The sequence below is a fragment of the Streptomyces sp. NPDC033165 genome, from assembly GCF_055577965.1.
This window is the reverse complement of sequence record NZ_JBVIPK010000015.1, coordinates 117,232-130,788: the sequence shown is the minus strand read 5'-3', so window position 1 is coordinate 130,788 and position 13,557 is coordinate 117,232. Positions and strand designations below refer to the sequence as shown.

The 13,557-nt window shown below is 73.0% G+C and carries 14 protein-coding genes; 12 read left to right on the top strand and 2 right to left on the bottom strand.

Annotated features, from left to right (window positions below; translation table 11 throughout):
* The first annotated feature begins 169 nt into the window (after positions 1 to 169).
* The 4 genes from ACZ5WC_RS28335 (at position 170) to ACZ5WC_RS28320 (ending at position 3,376) form a co-directional block, all read left to right on the top strand.
* Positions 170 to 994, top strand: a complete 825-nt coding sequence (locus tag ACZ5WC_RS28335; protein WP_468543459.1) for a class E sortase — start codon at positions 170 to 172, stop codon at positions 992 to 994.
* A gap of 162 nt (positions 995 to 1,156) precedes the next feature.
* Positions 1,157 to 1,495 (top strand): DUF6412 domain-containing protein, encoded by a 339-nt coding sequence (locus tag ACZ5WC_RS28330; protein ID WP_468543503.1) that lies wholly within the window; start codon positions 1,157 to 1,159, stop codon positions 1,493 to 1,495.
* Positions 1,496 to 1,608: 113 nt separating this feature from the next.
* Positions 1,609 to 2,379 carry a YidC/Oxa1 family membrane protein insertase gene (locus ACZ5WC_RS28325; protein WP_468543458.1) on the top strand — a complete coding sequence of 257 codons (771 nt, stop codon included), beginning with the start codon at positions 1,609 to 1,611 and terminating at the stop codon, positions 2,377 to 2,379.
* Positions 2,380 to 2,515: 136 nt separating this feature from the next.
* On the top strand, positions 2,516 to 3,376 hold the full coding sequence (locus tag ACZ5WC_RS28320; RefSeq protein WP_468543457.1) for a fumarylacetoacetate hydrolase family protein: 861 nt from the start codon (positions 2,516 to 2,518) through the stop codon (positions 3,374 to 3,376).
* Between the two features lie 170 nt (positions 3,377 to 3,546).
* Here the strand turns inward: ACZ5WC_RS28320 and ACZ5WC_RS28315 are convergent, their stop codons facing one another.
* Together ACZ5WC_RS28315 and ACZ5WC_RS28310 are read right to left on the bottom strand one after the other, a co-directional pair.
* The gene (locus tag ACZ5WC_RS28315; protein WP_468543456.1) at positions 3,547 to 4,029 is read right to left on the bottom strand and encodes a heme-degrading domain-containing protein; all 483 of its coding nucleotides are present in this window, start codon (positions 4,027 to 4,029) and stop codon (positions 3,547 to 3,549) included.
* Entirely contained in the window at positions 4,026 to 5,141 is a 1,116-nt protein-coding gene (locus tag ACZ5WC_RS28310; RefSeq protein ID WP_468543455.1) for a Gfo/Idh/MocA family oxidoreductase, read from the bottom strand. Before ACZ5WC_RS28310 ends, ACZ5WC_RS28315 begins: the two co-directional genes overlap by 4 nt.
* Before the next feature lie 74 nt (positions 5,142 to 5,215).
* On the opposite strand from ACZ5WC_RS28310, the gene ACZ5WC_RS28305 reads away from it, so the two are divergent.
* The 8 genes from ACZ5WC_RS28305 to ACZ5WC_RS28270 all read left to right on the top strand — a co-directional run bounded on the left by ACZ5WC_RS28305 (position 5,216) and on the right by ACZ5WC_RS28270 (position 13,554).
* The gene (locus ACZ5WC_RS28305) at positions 5,216 to 6,337 is read left to right on the top strand and encodes an ROK family transcriptional regulator (RefSeq protein WP_468543454.1); all 1,122 of its coding nucleotides are present in this window, start codon (positions 5,216 to 5,218) and stop codon (positions 6,335 to 6,337) included.
* 231 nt (positions 6,338 to 6,568) lie between these two features.
* The gene (locus ACZ5WC_RS28300; protein WP_468543453.1) at positions 6,569 to 7,606 is read left to right on the top strand and encodes a peptidase; all 1,038 of its coding nucleotides are present in this window, start codon (positions 6,569 to 6,571) and stop codon (positions 7,604 to 7,606) included.
* 235 nt (positions 7,607 to 7,841) lie between these two features.
* Positions 7,842 to 8,612 carry a GntR family transcriptional regulator gene (locus ACZ5WC_RS28295; RefSeq protein WP_468543452.1) on the top strand — a complete coding sequence of 257 codons (771 nt, stop codon included), beginning with the start codon at positions 7,842 to 7,844 and terminating at the stop codon, positions 8,610 to 8,612.
* Positions 8,613 to 8,762: 150 nt separating this feature from the next.
* Entirely contained in the window at positions 8,763 to 9,887 is a 1,125-nt protein-coding gene (locus tag ACZ5WC_RS28290; RefSeq protein ID WP_468543451.1) for a TIGR03364 family FAD-dependent oxidoreductase, read from the top strand.
* Between the two features lie 5 nt (positions 9,888 to 9,892).
* Complete coding sequence (locus ACZ5WC_RS28285; RefSeq protein ID WP_468543450.1) at positions 9,893 to 10,663, top strand: phosphonatase-like hydrolase; 771 nt, start codon at positions 9,893 to 9,895, stop codon at positions 10,661 to 10,663.
* Complete coding sequence (locus ACZ5WC_RS28280) at positions 10,660 to 11,856, top strand: ABC transporter ATP-binding protein (protein ID WP_468543449.1); 1,197 nt, start codon at positions 10,660 to 10,662, stop codon at positions 11,854 to 11,856. The genes ACZ5WC_RS28285 and ACZ5WC_RS28280 overlap by 4 nt, the downstream gene beginning before the upstream one ends.
* Positions 11,853 to 12,770 carry a 2-aminoethylphosphonate ABC transporter permease subunit gene (locus ACZ5WC_RS28275; protein WP_468543448.1) on the top strand — a complete coding sequence of 306 codons (918 nt, stop codon included), beginning with the start codon at positions 11,853 to 11,855 and terminating at the stop codon, positions 12,768 to 12,770. Before ACZ5WC_RS28280 ends, ACZ5WC_RS28275 begins: the two co-directional genes overlap by 4 nt.
* The gene (locus ACZ5WC_RS28270) at positions 12,757 to 13,554 is read left to right on the top strand and encodes an ABC transporter permease (protein WP_468543447.1); all 798 of its coding nucleotides are present in this window, start codon (positions 12,757 to 12,759) and stop codon (positions 13,552 to 13,554) included. Before ACZ5WC_RS28275 ends, ACZ5WC_RS28270 begins: the two co-directional genes overlap by 14 nt.
* Positions 13,555 to 13,557 lie beyond the last annotated feature (3 nt).

Sequence of the window (13,557 nt, the reverse complement as noted above, 5' to 3'; positions counted from 1 at the left end):
CGCGCCCCGGGGGAGGGGAGTAGAGGGGGGAGGGGATGACGTCCGGCCCGTAGAGGAGGACATGCCCGCTGAGGTGGACAGGCCCGCCGCAGAGGTGGACAGCCCGCAGAGGCGGAGAAGCCTTGCGCGGGCGGAGAAGCCCCGCGAAGACTGGAGAAGGGTGGCGGCGATGCCGGAGCGTGGGGCGGTTCCCGCGGTGCGAGGGCACGCGCGGTACGTACTCGCCCGCGGTCTCTGGGTGTCCGCCGAGCTCGTCGTCACCCTCGGGCTCGTCCTCCTGCTCCTTGTCGCCCATCAGCTGTGGTGGACCAACCGGGAAGCGCGCGCGGACGCCGGGCGGACCGTTCAGGAACTCCAGCAAGAGTGGGACGAATCCCCTGCCGTTGACGACCGAGACGACCTTGACGGCCGTACGGAGATGGGGACCGATACAGGGGAGGAGGGTGCGAGGGGTCCCAGTCCGTCTTCCTCCGGTCGCGCGTCCGGTGCGCCCGCCGCGCCGGACGCCTCCGCCGGCCGTACCCGCCCCTCCGCCCCCCGCTGGGACCAGGCCTACGCCGTACTGAGCATCCCCCGTATCGGTCTCACCGCCCCCGTAGCCGAGGGCACCAGCAAGGGCGGGGTGCTCGACCGGGGGTATGTCGGGCACTACGTGCGCACCGCGCAGGCCGGGCAGGCCGGGAACTTCGCGCTCGCGGGGCACCGCAACACCCACGGTGAGCCCTTCCGGCGCATCGACCGGCTGAGGCGCGGCGACCGGATCACCGTCGAGACCCGGGACGCCGTCTTCACGTACACCGTCGACAAGCGCCTCGCGCGGACCGCCCCCTCCGACAGCGGGGTCATCGCGCCCGTGCCGCGCAGCAACATCACGACCTCCGCCGGGTACAGCGAGCCGGGGTACTACCTGACGCTCACCACCTGCACCCCCGAGTTCAGCTCCCGCTACCGGCTCGTCGTCTGGGGGAAGCTCACCGCGATGAGTCCGCGATGAGCCCGATGAGCCCGATGAGCCCGATGAGCCCGAGATGAGCCCGCGATGAACAACGCGCGCAAGAGCAGCGCCGCCGGGCGAATCCGGTCATCGTGTATGAGGAAAGGTCGTGTATAACGAAAGATGAAGATGAACGGGACCACGGACAGGGGGGTGAGCGCCATGCGGGACGCCGACGCCCTGCGGCACGCGTTCGCGCGGCTGCTCCGGCCCGCCGGACTCCTCGTCCTCCTTCTCACCGAGGTCCTCCTCGCCGAAGGCGGCAGCCTCTCCGCCGCCGTCGCGCTCGCCGCCACCGCCGCGGCCGGATCCGCACTCCTCGCCTGCTCCGTCATCAGCGCCCGCTGCGCGCCGCCGGTGCCCCGCACTCGGGTCCGTACGGCCATCAGGGACCGGGAGCAACGCACCGCGTTCCTTCCGCAACGCGACCCCGACGCCCGCGGCCGCACCCGGCCCCGAGCACCCGGGCACGCCCTCCTGACGGCCGCCGTCGCCGCGTAGGGCTCCCGCACTTCATCCTGTAGCGTCCTGCGCCCTTCCACGCCGGTCGTCATGCCGAGTACCGAGCACCACGTACTTCTCCCGGCACGACGAGACCCCCGGAGGGCTCACCCATGTCCGCCTTCATGTCCGCCTTCGCGAGCCTGGTCGGCTCCCTCGCCGATCTGGTCCAGCCGCTGTTCCACAGCGCTTCCACCGCCGTCGCGATCATCCTGTTCACCGCCTTCGTACGGCTCGCCGTCCACCCGCTCTCCCGGGCTGCCGCCCGAGGCCAGAAGGCGCGCAGCCGTCTCCAGCCGCAGATCGCCGAACTCCGCAGGAAGCACGGGAAGAACCCCGAGCGGATGCAGAAGGCGATCATGGACCTGCACGCCGCCGAGAAGGTGTCGCCGCTCTCCGGCTGCCTGCCGAGCCTGCTCCAGATGCCCGCGTTCTTCCTGCTCTACCACCTGTTCTCCAGCGGCTCCATCGGCGGCGAGCCCAACGCGCTCCTCAGCCACGACCTGCTCGGCGCGCCGCTCGGCGGGCGCTGGCACGACGCCCTCGCGCACGGCGGGGTGTTCGGCGCGCAGGGGTGGGTCTACCTGGGGCTCTTCGCGCTCGTCGCCGCCGTCGCCACGTTCAGCTACGGACGCACCAAGCGGCAGCTGGCGGCCAACCCGATGACGCCCGCCACGGGCCCCGACGGGCAGCCGATGCCGGGCCTGGACGCGATGACGAAGGTGATGCCGCTGCTGTCCTTCGCGACCCTGATCACCGTGGCCGTCGTCCCGCTCGCCGCCGCCCTGTACGTCGTCACCACGACCACCTGGACCGCCGTCGAGCGGGCCTGGCTGTACCGGGACATGTCCGTGCCCGGCGGCGCTATGGCCACAGCGGCGTAAACCGGCCGGTCAGTGCGCCGGTCCAGTGTGTGAACGAGGTCTTGCGGAGTGATCGCAACTCTTGGAGGATCAGCCAAGCCCTTCGTCGGCCGCACCCCGCCGAAAGGCTTCAACTCGACCAAGAGGAGTTGGACCGTTGAAGCTGCTTCGAGTCGGTACGGCGGGCGCCGAGCGCCCCGCGCTTCTCGACCGCGACGGGACACTGCGTGATCTGTCGGGGATTGTCCCCGACATCGACGGCGAACTGCTCGCCGACGCCTCCGCGCTCGCCCGGGTACGGGCGGCCGCCGACGCGCCCGGTGTGCTGCCCGCCCTCGATCCGGCGGGGCTGCGCATCGGGCCGCCGCTGGGACGCATCGGCAAGATCGTGTGCATCGGGCTGAACTACCACGACCACGCCGCTGAGACGGGCGCGGCGATTCCGGCGGAACCGATCCTGTTCTTCAAGGCCCCCGACACCGTCGTCGGACCCGAGGACACGGTGCTCGTGCCGCGCGGCAGCCGTAAGACGGACTGGGAGGTCGAGCTGGCGGTCGTCATCGGGCGTACCGCCCGGTACCTGGACTCCGCCGAGGAAGGGCTCGCGCACGTCGCCGGATACGCGACCGCGCACGACGTCTCCGAGCGCGAGTTCCAGATCGAGCGCGGCGGCACCTGGGACAAGGGCAAGAACTGCGAGACGTTCAACCCGCTGGGCCCCTGGCTCGTCACCGCCGACGAGGTGCCCGACCCGCAGGCCCTGCCGCTGCGCCTCTGGGTCAACGGCGAGCTGAAGCAGGACGGCACCACCGCCGACCAGATCTTCCCGGTCGGCGAGGTCGTCCGCTACCTCAGCCACTTCATGACGCTCTACCCGGGCGACATCATCAACACCGGTACGCCCGCCGGGGTCGCGATGGGGCAGCCCGAGCCGAAGCCGTACCTGAAGGCGGGCGATGTGGTGGAGCTGGAGGTCGAAGGGCTCGGCCGACAGCGGCAGGAGCTGAAGGGGGCGTAGGCCCGGCGGAGCCCGGAGGGCGCTGTCACTTCGCCGGTGACGGCGCTCCCGGCCCCGTACCCGACGTGCCCGTACTGGCTGGTCCCGTACCCGTACCCGTCCTCGTCCTCGTACGTGCGGCACTCATGCGTGTGTTCCCTCACGCGTACGTCCTCTCACGCGTACGTCTCTTACGTCCCCGGCGTCGCCGTGAACTGCTCCAGCGCCTCGACCACCATCGCGTGATCCTCCGCCTGCGGCAGCCCGGACACCGTGACTGTGCCGATCACCCCCGCGCCCTCCACCGCGATCGGGAACGAACCGCCGTGCGCGGCGTACGTGTCCGGGTCCAGGCGCGAGGACTCCTCGAACGTCGTGCCCTTCGCGCGGAACCGGGTGCCGACCAGGTACGAGCTCTCGCCGTACCGCTCGACCACCTTGCGCTTGCGGTCGATCCAGGCGTCGTTGTCCGCGCTCGAACCGGGCAGCGCCGCGTGGAACAGCTGCTGCGCGCCGCGCCGGATGTCGATCGCCACCGGGGCGTGCCGCTCCCGGGCCAGGGCGACCAGCAGGCTGCCGAGCGCGAGCGCGTCGTCGCAGGAGAAGCGGGGGAGGGCGAGCCGGCGCTCCTGGGCGATCAGCTCGGCGATGGTGGGGGAGGAGGTGGTGCTCATGCGTGCTGCTCCTCTTCGTCGTGGTGCGGCAGAAGCGTGACCGAGGCGCCCTCGCGGGCCGAGCGGCGGGCCGCCTCCAGTACGTCCAGGGCGGCGGCCGCCTGGAGCGCGGTGACCGGGTTCCGGCCCGAGCCGCGTACGGCGGCGGCGACGGCAGCGTAGTACGCGGGGTAGTCGCCGGGGAGCGTACGGACCGGGGTGCCGCCCCCGGTCAGCGGGGACTCGCCGGAGCCGAGGTGGCCCCACAGCTCCGGCCCCTCCTCGCCCCACGGCTCACCGGCCGCCGGGCGCAGGCCCTCGCGCAGGGCGGCCTCCTGCGGGTCCAGGCCGTACTTCACATAGCCCGCCTTCGAGCCGAGCACCCGGAAGCGCGGGCCGAGCTGGGCCGTGGTGGCGCTGACGTACAGGTGCGAGCGGACCCCGTTGGCGTGGGTGATCGCGATGAACGTGTCGTCGTCCGCCGCCGCGCCCGGGCGCCGCACGTCGGACTCCGCGTACACCTGGACCGCCGGGCCGAACAGCACCAGGGCCTGGTCGACGACATGGCTGCCCAGGTCGAACAGCAGCCCGCCGATCTCCTCCGGGTCGCCCGACTCGCGCCAGCCGCCCTTCAGCTGCGGCCGCCAGCGTTCGAAGCGGGACTCGAAGCGCTGCACCTCGCCCAGCTCGCCGTCGGCGATCAGCGTGGCGAGGGTGCGGAAGTCGTTGTCCCAGCGGCGGTTCTGGAAGACCGAGAGCAGCAGCCCGCGCTCCTCGGCCAGTGCCGCGAGCTCGCGGGCCTCGGCGGCGGTCCCGGCGATCGGCTTGTCCACGACCACTGGCAACCCGGCCTTCAGCGCGGCCGTCGCCAGCGGGACGTGCGTCTTGTTCGGGGCGGCGATCACGACGAGGTCCAGCTCGCCGGCGCGCTCCCACAGCTCGTCCGGCGAGCCGGCGAACCGCACGTCCGGACAGGCGGCGCGGGCCTCGGCCCGGCGCTCCTCGTTCGACGTGACGATCGTGTCGAGGACCAGGCCGCCGGTCGAGGCGATCAGCGGGGCGTGGAAGACGGACCCGGCCAGGCCGTAGCCGACGAGGGCCACGCGGAGGGGGGCGGGGGCGTTGACAGTCATGACTTCCACTTAAGCAACGCTGTTGCCAAAGTGCAAGCGACCGGCACAATGGGACGGGTGAAGGGGAGTGGACCGTGAACACGAGCAGGGCGAAGGCCCCGGCCGGGGTGAATCTGCCGGCGCTGCGCCACCACAACGCCGCGCTGGTGCTGGACCTGTTGCGGGGGGCCGGGGCGGAGGGCATCAGCCGGCTGGAGCTGGCCGAGGGCACCGGCCTCACCCCGCAGGCCGTCAGCAAGATCACCGCCCGGCTGCGGGAGGACGGGCTCGCCGTCGGTGCGGGCCTGCGCCCCTCCACCGGCGGCAAGCCGCGCACGGTGCTGCGGCTGGTCCCCGACGCCCAGTTCGCCGTCGGGCTGCACCTGGACCGTGACGGGCTCACCGCCGTCCTGGTCGACCTCGCGGGCCGGTCGGTCGCGGTCACCAGAGCCCCCCTCGACTTCGGAGCTCCGGCGGAGAAGGTGCTCGGCGACGCCGCGGAAGCCGTACGGGACCTGTGCGCCGCCGAGCCGCACAAGCCGTTGCTGGGGGTGGGGGTCGCGGTACCCGGCCCGCTGGACCACCGGGACGGCGTGCTGCACCGGGTGACCGGGTTCCCGCAGTGGGACGGGTACCCGCTGCGCGACGCGCTGGCCGAGCGGACCGGGCTGCCGGTCGTCGTCGACAAGGACACCAACGCCGCTGCCCTCGCTCTGGCCCTCGCCCGGGGCGGGCCGAGCGGTGACTTCGCCTACCTCCACCTCGGTACGGGGCTCGGCGCGGGCCTTGTCCTGGGCGGCGAGGTGCACCGGGGCGCGCGGACGGGCGCGGGCGAGTTCGGCCACCAGATCCTCCAGCTGGACGGGCCGCTGTGCGAGTGCGGGGGGCGCGGCTGCATCGAGGCCCTGTGCCTGGCCGCCGAGGCGCGCGGGGACCGGGGCGAGGCGGCCCGGGTCCTCGGAACGGGCGCGGCGAATCTGGTCGGCCTGCTCGACATCGACCGGGTGGTGCTGGGCGGGCGCACGGTGGCGGCCGACGAGGACGCGTACGTACGGGGCGTGCGGGCCGTGATCGAGGAGCGGGCCGCGCGGGGCGGGGCGGGCGCGGGAGTGGGCGTCACTGTCACCGTCGCGGCTGGTGGTGACCGGCCGGTCGCGGAGGGCGCGGCGCAACTGGTGCTCGCGCCGGTGTTCGGGCGGGTGGGGGTAGGGAGGTAGGGGGGACAGGCGGCCAGCGGGGTTGGAGGTCAGCGGGGTAGCGGGGGTAGAGGGGCGGCGAAGTGGGGCCTGGGTTTCGAGGTGGGGTCGGACTTCGAGGTGCGGTCGGGTGATCCTATTAATTGGGTCGGCATGTCGACTCTCTGGGTTCGCGCGCGCGTGGTTGCGTCGGAGGCCATCACCGGTGGCCATCGCCCCGGTCGTTCACGAGCAGCGAAGGGTGTCCCCCCCATGCCCCCCACATCTGTGTCCCCCAAGTCCTGTGCGCGGCCGCGTGGCTGCCGTGCGCTCGCCGCCCTCGGGCTGGCCGCCGGGATCGCGGTGCCCGCCGCGCTTCTGGGTGGACCGCAGGCGGCCGCCCTGTCGGTTCCGGCTGCTCAGGTCTCCTTAGCCGCCGAGGTCGCGGCCCTCGACGAGCAGCCCGCCTGTGGCGACCCGGACGCCAAGGAGTTCCCCATCGAGACCCGGCTTCAGGGCGCCCCGGGCACGTACGCGTCCGGGGGCGGTTACGGCACCTGGTTCCTGGAGCTCACCAACACCACCGACGCCTCCTGCCGGGCCCTGCACCCGGTCCTCGTCCTCGCCGACCGCGACCGGCGGCTGGCCGCGGAGCAGATCCAGCTGGAGTTCACCGAGCCCGGGCGGCCCGGCACCGTGCACCGCGCCGTCTGGGAGACCACCGACCACGACGAGCAGATCGGTGTCTTCGGGGGCGAGACGGCGGGCGCCGCACGCGATCCGGGCGACTCGGACAACGCGTTCCGTGGGCTCACCGTCCCTGCCGGAAAGACCGTCGCCGTACGCGTCCGGATGGCGTTCACCTCCGACACGGACCCCGGGCCGGTCACCGCCCACGCCGCCGTCGTCCAGCGCCTCCACCGGGACGAGGCCAAGGGCGGCGGGCGCGAGGACGGTGACTGGGTGGGGGAGTCGGAGGAGTACCCGTTCGTGATCGTCGACGGCGCCACAGACGGCGTCCGCGAACCGGAACGCCCCGACCCCGGGCGCACCGGCGCGGGCAAGGAGACCCTCCCGGACCGCGACCCCGGCGCCCGTCCGGAGGCCGGGGACGGCGACGGCGGGGGCAGGGACGGGGGCAAGGAGCGCCCCGGCCTTCCACTCCGCGACAGCGCCGGCCGACCGCTCCCCGAACTCGCCCGCACCGGACCGGCATCCCTCGCCTGGGCCGGGGCCACCGCCGGAGCCCTGCTGCTCGGCGGAACCGTCCTCCTGGCCTACGCCCGCCGCTCGCGGCGCACGGCGGGCTGACGACCACCCGGGCCGGGCATCCGCCCGCGACCTGCACCGAACCCTCACCCCGCGCCCGCCTCTGCTGTCCGTCCCGCGCGGCCTGAAGCGAGTCCCCCGCCCGCCCCGCAGCTCACCCCGACGGCCCGGGCCGAACGCCCCCCCCGCGTGCCCGTATGCCCGTATGCCTTCTCTCCGTAGCCCCGCTACCAGTACCCCAGCCCGGGTGTTCACGTACGTCTGCCACCATCGGGCCGTGGACTACCCGAACGGCCAGGCACCTGGCGCACCGATCCGCTCCGGCATCCCCGAGCACGGCCGCATCCCGAAGTACTACGCCGTCAAGGCCCGCATCGCGGTGCTGCTGGACGAGCTGGGCGAGGGCGGGCTCCTGCCCACCGAGCGGGAGCTCGCCCAGCAGCACGAGGTCTCGCGTGAGACCGTCCGCCAGGCCCTGCGCGAACTGCTCCTGGAAGGGCGGCTGCGGCGGCAGGGGCGCGGGACCGTCGTCGCCGGACCCAAGCTGGAACAGCCGCTCTCCCTCGCCAGCTACACCGAAGGAGTCCGCCGCCAGGGCAGACGGCCCGGCCGCAACCTCATCGGCCTGGAACGCTTCCCCTGCCCCGAGGCGCTCGCCGCCGAGGTCGGGGTCGGGCGGGGCGAGCCGGTCTGGCACCTGGAGCGCGTGCTGCTCGCCGACGACGAGCGGGTCGGCCTGGAGAGCACGTACGTGGCCGTCGAGCGCGTCCCGGACCTGGACACGCGGTTCGACCCCGACTCCTCTTTCTACGCCCACCTCCGCGAACGCCTCGGCATCGCCTTCGGCGACGCGGACGAGCGGATCGAGACGGTCCTCGCGACGCCCCGCGAGGCCCTGCTCATCGGGACCCCGCCCGCCCTGCCGATGCTCCTGATCCACCGGCTCTCCCGCGACACGGAGGGGCAGCCGCTGGAGCGGGTACGGACCCTGTTCCGGGGGGACCGCTTCTCCTTCTCCGCCCACCTGACGGGCGAAGGTCGGGACTGAGGCGGGGCTGACGTCGAAATCCGGCGGCGATGACCAGCCCGCCTATCATTACAGAATGGTAACGGGTCTGGTCCAAACTTGATAGGTCGTTCACCGTCCCGTCGGTGACCGGATGCACCCGGGACACCCGCCCCCAGGAGCGTGGCCGCCGTGAGAGTCATCGTCGTAGGAGCCGGCGTGGTGGGAACCATGCACGCCTGGCACGCAGTCAGCCGCGGCCACGAGGTCGTACAGATCGAGCGCGAAAGAGAGGCGCGCGGGGCATCGCTCCGCAATTTCGGACAGATATGGGTCAGTGGCCGGGCCGGTGGCGATGAGCTGGAAACCGCCCTGCGCGCACGGGAGTTGTGGGAGGAGATCGGGCGGCGGGTGCCCGGGCTCGGCTTCCGGGCCTGTGGTTCGCTCACCCCGCTGCGGACCGTCCGAGAGGTCGCCGTCGCCGAGGCGGCGCTCGCCCGGCCGGACGCGGCGGAGCGCGGCTACAAGCTGCTCACCGCAGCCGAGGCCCGCGCGCTCAACCCCGCCCTGCGCGGCGCGTTCACGGCTGCCCTGTGGTGCGAGCGGGACGCGGCGGTCGAACCACGCACCGCCCAACTCGCTCTGAAGCAGGAGCTGCTGGCCTCCGGGCGCTACACCTACCTCGGCGGCCGCGAAGTGCGGGACGTCGTCGGGACCGCCTCGGTGCGCGACGACCACGGTGACGTCCACACCGGCGACGCCGTCATCCTGGCGACCGGCGCCTGGCTCGGCGGGCTCGTCCGCGAACTCGCCGGTCCCGAACTGCCCGTGCGGCGCGTCCGCCTCCAGATGATGCAGACTGACCCGCTCGGCGAACCCCTCACCACCTCGGTCGCCGACGCCGACAGCTTCCGCTACTACCCCGCGTACCGGAGCGATGCGCTCGACGCCCTCAACGCCGGGCAGCCGCAGGACCCCGTCGCGGCCGAACACCGCATGCAGCTCCTCATGGTGCAGCGCGGCGACGGCGGGCTGACCATCGGGGACACCCACGAGTACGAGCACCCCTTCGCCTTCGACACCGTCGAGGAGCCGTACGAGCACCTCGCCCGGGTCGTCGAGTCCTTCCTCGGCCGCCCGCTGCCGCGCATCCGCCACCGCTGGGCAGGCGTCTACGCCCAGTGCGCGGACACCTCCCGGGTCGTCCACCGGCAGCAGGTGCGTGACGGGGTCTGGCTCGTGACCGGGCCCGGCGGTCGTGGCATGACGTGCTCGCCCGCCATCGCCGAAACGACCGCCGACCAACTGGGCTGGTGAACCTCATGACTTCAGCAACGAAGGCAACGCAAGCAGCGCAGGCAGCGCAGGCAGCGCACGCAACCCAAGCGGTACAGGAAGCGACCGGTAACCGCTTCGGGCTCGTCGTCCTGGACATGGCCGGGACCACCGTCGCCGACGGCGGCCTCGTCGAGCAGGCCTTCTCCGCCGCAGCCCAACGCCTGGGAGTGGAGCCGGAATCCGAAGATCACGAGCGCCAGCTCGCCTATGTTCGCGCCACTATGGGCGAGTCGAAGATCTCCGTCTTCCGGCACCTCTTCGGGGAGGAGGAGAGGGCTCAGTACGCCAACACCGCCTTCGAGGAGGCGTACGGGGCACTCGTCGACGGCGGCCGCATCGCCCCGCTCCCCGGTGCGCGGGAAGCCGTCGAGCGGCTCAGCGCAGAGGGGCGGACCGTCGTCCTGACCACCGGGTTCGCCCGCACCACCCAGGACGCCATCCTCGCCGCCCTCGGCTGGCAGGACCTGGTCCCCCTCACCCTCTGCCCCGCCGACGCGGGCGGCCGGGGGCGCCCCTACCCGGACATGGTCCTGGCCGCCCTCCTGCGCACCGGGGCGGTGGACGACGTCCGGCGGATCGCGGTCGCCGGGGACACCTCGTACGACATGCTCAGCGGCGTACGCTCCGGCGCCGGGCTCGTCGCGGGGGTCCTCACCGGTGCCCACGGCCGGGACCAGCTCGACCGGCACGGCGCGACCCATGTCCTCGGGTCGGTCGCCGAGCTGCCCGACCTGATCGCGCGGGCCGAGGCATGACGGACCTGCCCACCTCCACCCCGCCCGCCACCGCCACCGCCACCGTCCCCGCCGCCCCCAGCGGTATCCGCTTCGACGGCGTCACCGTCGCGTACGGCCGGACCGTCGTCCTCGACCGGCTCGACCTCACCGTCGAACCCGGCGAGGTCATGGCCCTCCTCGGGCCCTCCGGCTCCGGCAAGACCACCGCCCTGCGCGCGGTCGCCGGGTTCGTCCGGCCCGCGTCCGGGCGGGTCCTCCTCGGTGGCCGGGACGTCACCGCCCTGCCCCCGCATCGGCGCGGCATCGGCATGGTCGTCCAGCAGTACGCCCTCTTCCCCCACCTCAAGGTCAAGGACAACGTGGCCTTCGGGCTCAAGGCCCACCGCACCCCGAAGGCCGAGATCCCCGGCCGGGTCGCCGAGGCCCTGGAACTCGTCGGCATGGCCGCGTACGCCGACCGTCACCCGCGCGAACTCTCCGGCGGCCAGCAGCAGCGCGTCGCCATCGCCCGCGCCCTCGCGATCCGCCCCGGCGTCCTGCTCCTGGACGAACCGCTCTCCGCACTCGACGCCCGGCTCCGCTCCGGCATGCTCGCCGAACTCGCTCGCCTTCACCGCGAGTTGCCTGATGTCTCCATCCTGTACGTCACCCATGACCAGGTCGAGGCGCTCACCCTGGCCGACCGCATCGCCGTGATGGACCGAGCCCGGCTCCAGGACTGCGGCACCCCCGAGGAGCTCTACCGCCGACCCCGTACGGAGTTCACCGCCTCGTTCGTCGGCAACGCCAACCTGCTTCCCGTCACCGTCACGGGCGACGGGAGCGTCGCGCTCAGCGGCCCCGAGCACCGCCCCGAGCACGGCCCAAAGAACCGCCCCGGGAACCGCCCCGATGGCGACGACGGCCGAACCGCTCGCCGCCCCCTCGCCGTCCCCACCGACACCGCCGCCCCCGGAGCCACCGCCACCCTCTGCGTCCGGCCGCACCTCGTCGGCCTCGGCGCCGGGCCCAACGCGCTCACCGGCACGGTCACCGAGGTCCAGTGGCGCGGCGCCACCCACCGCGTCCACGCCGACGTCGACGGACACCACGTCATGGCCGACCTCCGTGAACTGCGCGAACCCCCGGCCCTCGGCGACCGTGTCACCCTGCACTTCGCGGCCGAGGACGCGGTGCTGCTGCCGACGGGAACGACGGGGGGCAGCTCATGACCCCCACCGCCACCACCTCCGCCGCCACCGGCACAGCTTCAGCGGTCCCTCTCCCCACCGGACCCGCCCCCGCCCCCGCCTCCGCACGTCCCCGCTCCATCCCCACCTGGGTCTGGGCCCTCCCGCCCGTCGTGGTCCTCGCGCTGGCGTTCCTCTACCCCCTGGCCCTCGTCGTCCAGCAGTCCTTCACTCCCGAAGAGAGCGGCGCCTCGCTCCGCCCGTACGCCGAGGTCTTCGCATCCGCCGTCTTCCGCGACGCGCTCGCCACCACCGTGTGGCTTGCCGTCGGCTCGACCGTGGGCTGCCTCGTGCTCGGGTTCGTCCTCGCGCTGGTGATCGCGTTCGTCCCGTTCCCCGGCGGCAGGGCGGTCGCCCGGTTCGTCGACGTCTTCCTCTCCTTCCCGTCCTTCCTGATCACGCTGGCCCTGCTCTTCATCTACGGCTCGGTCGGCATGGCCAACGGGCTGTGGACCGACGCCACCGGGGCAGCAGACGGGCCCTTCCACTTCCTGACGACCCCCTGGGGGGTGCTGCTCGCAGAGATCACGTACTTCACGCCGTTCGTCATGCGCCCGCTGCTCGCCGCGTTCTCCCAACTCGACACCGGGCAGCTGGAGGTGGCCTCCTCGCTCGGCGCGGGACCCGTCCGGATCATCCGGCAGGTGATCCTGCCCGAGGCGCTCCCGGCCCTCGCGGCGGGCGGCAGCCTCGTCCTGGTGATGTGTCTCAACGAGTTCGGGATCGTCCTGTTCACCGGGGCCAAGGACGTCACGACGCTGCCGATGCTCGTCTACAGCAAGGCGATGCTGGAATCGGACTACGCGGCCGCCTGCGTCGTCGCCGTCGTCAACATCGCGATCTCCGTGGGCCTTTACGGTCTCTACCGGGTGGTGAGCCGTCGTGCTGGTGCATAGCCGGGCCGGGAAGTGGGCCACCTGGGCCGTCTTCCTCCTCCTCTTCGTCCCGCTCTTCGCGGTGCCCCTGCTCGTCATCCTCGCCGCGTCCCTGGCCACCAACTGGTCCGGCGCCTTCCCCTCGGGACCCACCGTCGAACGCTACGCCGCCGCGACCAACGGAGACTCGCTCCAGGCGCTGACCACCAGCCTGGTCACGGCCCTGGCCGCGAGCGTGCTGGCCCTCGTCCTCGGCGGCTGGGCCGCTCTTGCCGCCGCCTCTCTCCGCGAGCGCGGGAAGCGGCTCCTGGACGCGCTGTTCATCCTGCCGGTGGCCGTGCCTTCGGTGGTCGTCGGCCTCGCGGTTCTGGTCGCGTTCAGCCGGCCGCCCGTCCTGCTCAACGGGACGCGCTGGATCGTGATCCTCGCCCACACCGTCCTGGTCACCGCGTTCGCCTACCAGTCGGTCGCGGCCGCCGTACGCCGCCTGGACCCGATGTACGAACAGGCCGCCGCCGGTCTCGGCGCCGGTCCCGCCCGCGTCCTGTGGCGGGTCAGGCTGCCGCTGCTGCTGCCCTCGCTCACCTCGGCCGCCGGGCTCTGCTTCGCCCTGTCCATGGGGGAGTTGAGCGCCACGATGATGCTCTACCCGCCGGACTGGACCCCGCTCCCGGTGCAGATCTTCGCCGCCACCGACCGGGGCTCGCTCTTCACCGGCGCCGCCCTCGCCGTGGTGCTGATGACGACGACGCTCCTCGTGCTCGCCGCCGTCTCCCGTATCCGGACGCGCGCTTCGTACCGCTGACCC

Excerpts from the sequence above, each read along its gene's own strand:
- ACZ5WC_RS28315 (WP_468543456.1), bottom strand. The coding sequence starts at position 4,029 with ATGAGCACCACCTCCTCCCCCACCATCGCCGAGCTGATCGCCCAGGAG.
- ACZ5WC_RS28325 (WP_468543458.1), top strand. The coding sequence starts at position 1,609 with ATGTCCGCCTTCATGTCCGCCTTCGCGAGCCTGGTCGGCTCCCTCGCC.
- ACZ5WC_RS28300 (WP_468543453.1), top strand. The coding sequence starts at position 6,569 with ATGCCCCCCACATCTGTGTCCCCCAAGTCCTGTGCGCGGCCGCGTGGC.
- ACZ5WC_RS28280 (WP_468543449.1), top strand. The coding sequence starts at position 10,660 with ATGACGGACCTGCCCACCTCCACCCCGCCCGCCACCGCCACCGCCACC.
- ACZ5WC_RS28275 (WP_468543448.1), top strand. The coding sequence starts at position 11,853 with ATGACCCCCACCGCCACCACCTCCGCCGCCACCGGCACAGCTTCAGCG.
- ACZ5WC_RS28310 (WP_468543455.1), bottom strand. The coding sequence starts at position 5,141 with ATGACTGTCAACGCCCCCGCCCCCCTCCGCGTGGCCCTCGTCGGCTAC.
- ACZ5WC_RS28335 (WP_468543459.1), top strand. The coding sequence starts at position 170 with ATGCCGGAGCGTGGGGCGGTTCCCGCGGTGCGAGGGCACGCGCGGTAC.
- ACZ5WC_RS28285 (WP_468543450.1), top strand. The coding sequence starts at position 9,893 with ATGACTTCAGCAACGAAGGCAACGCAAGCAGCGCAGGCAGCGCAGGCA.
- ACZ5WC_RS28330 (WP_468543503.1), top strand. The coding sequence starts at position 1,157 with ATGCGGGACGCCGACGCCCTGCGGCACGCGTTCGCGCGGCTGCTCCGG.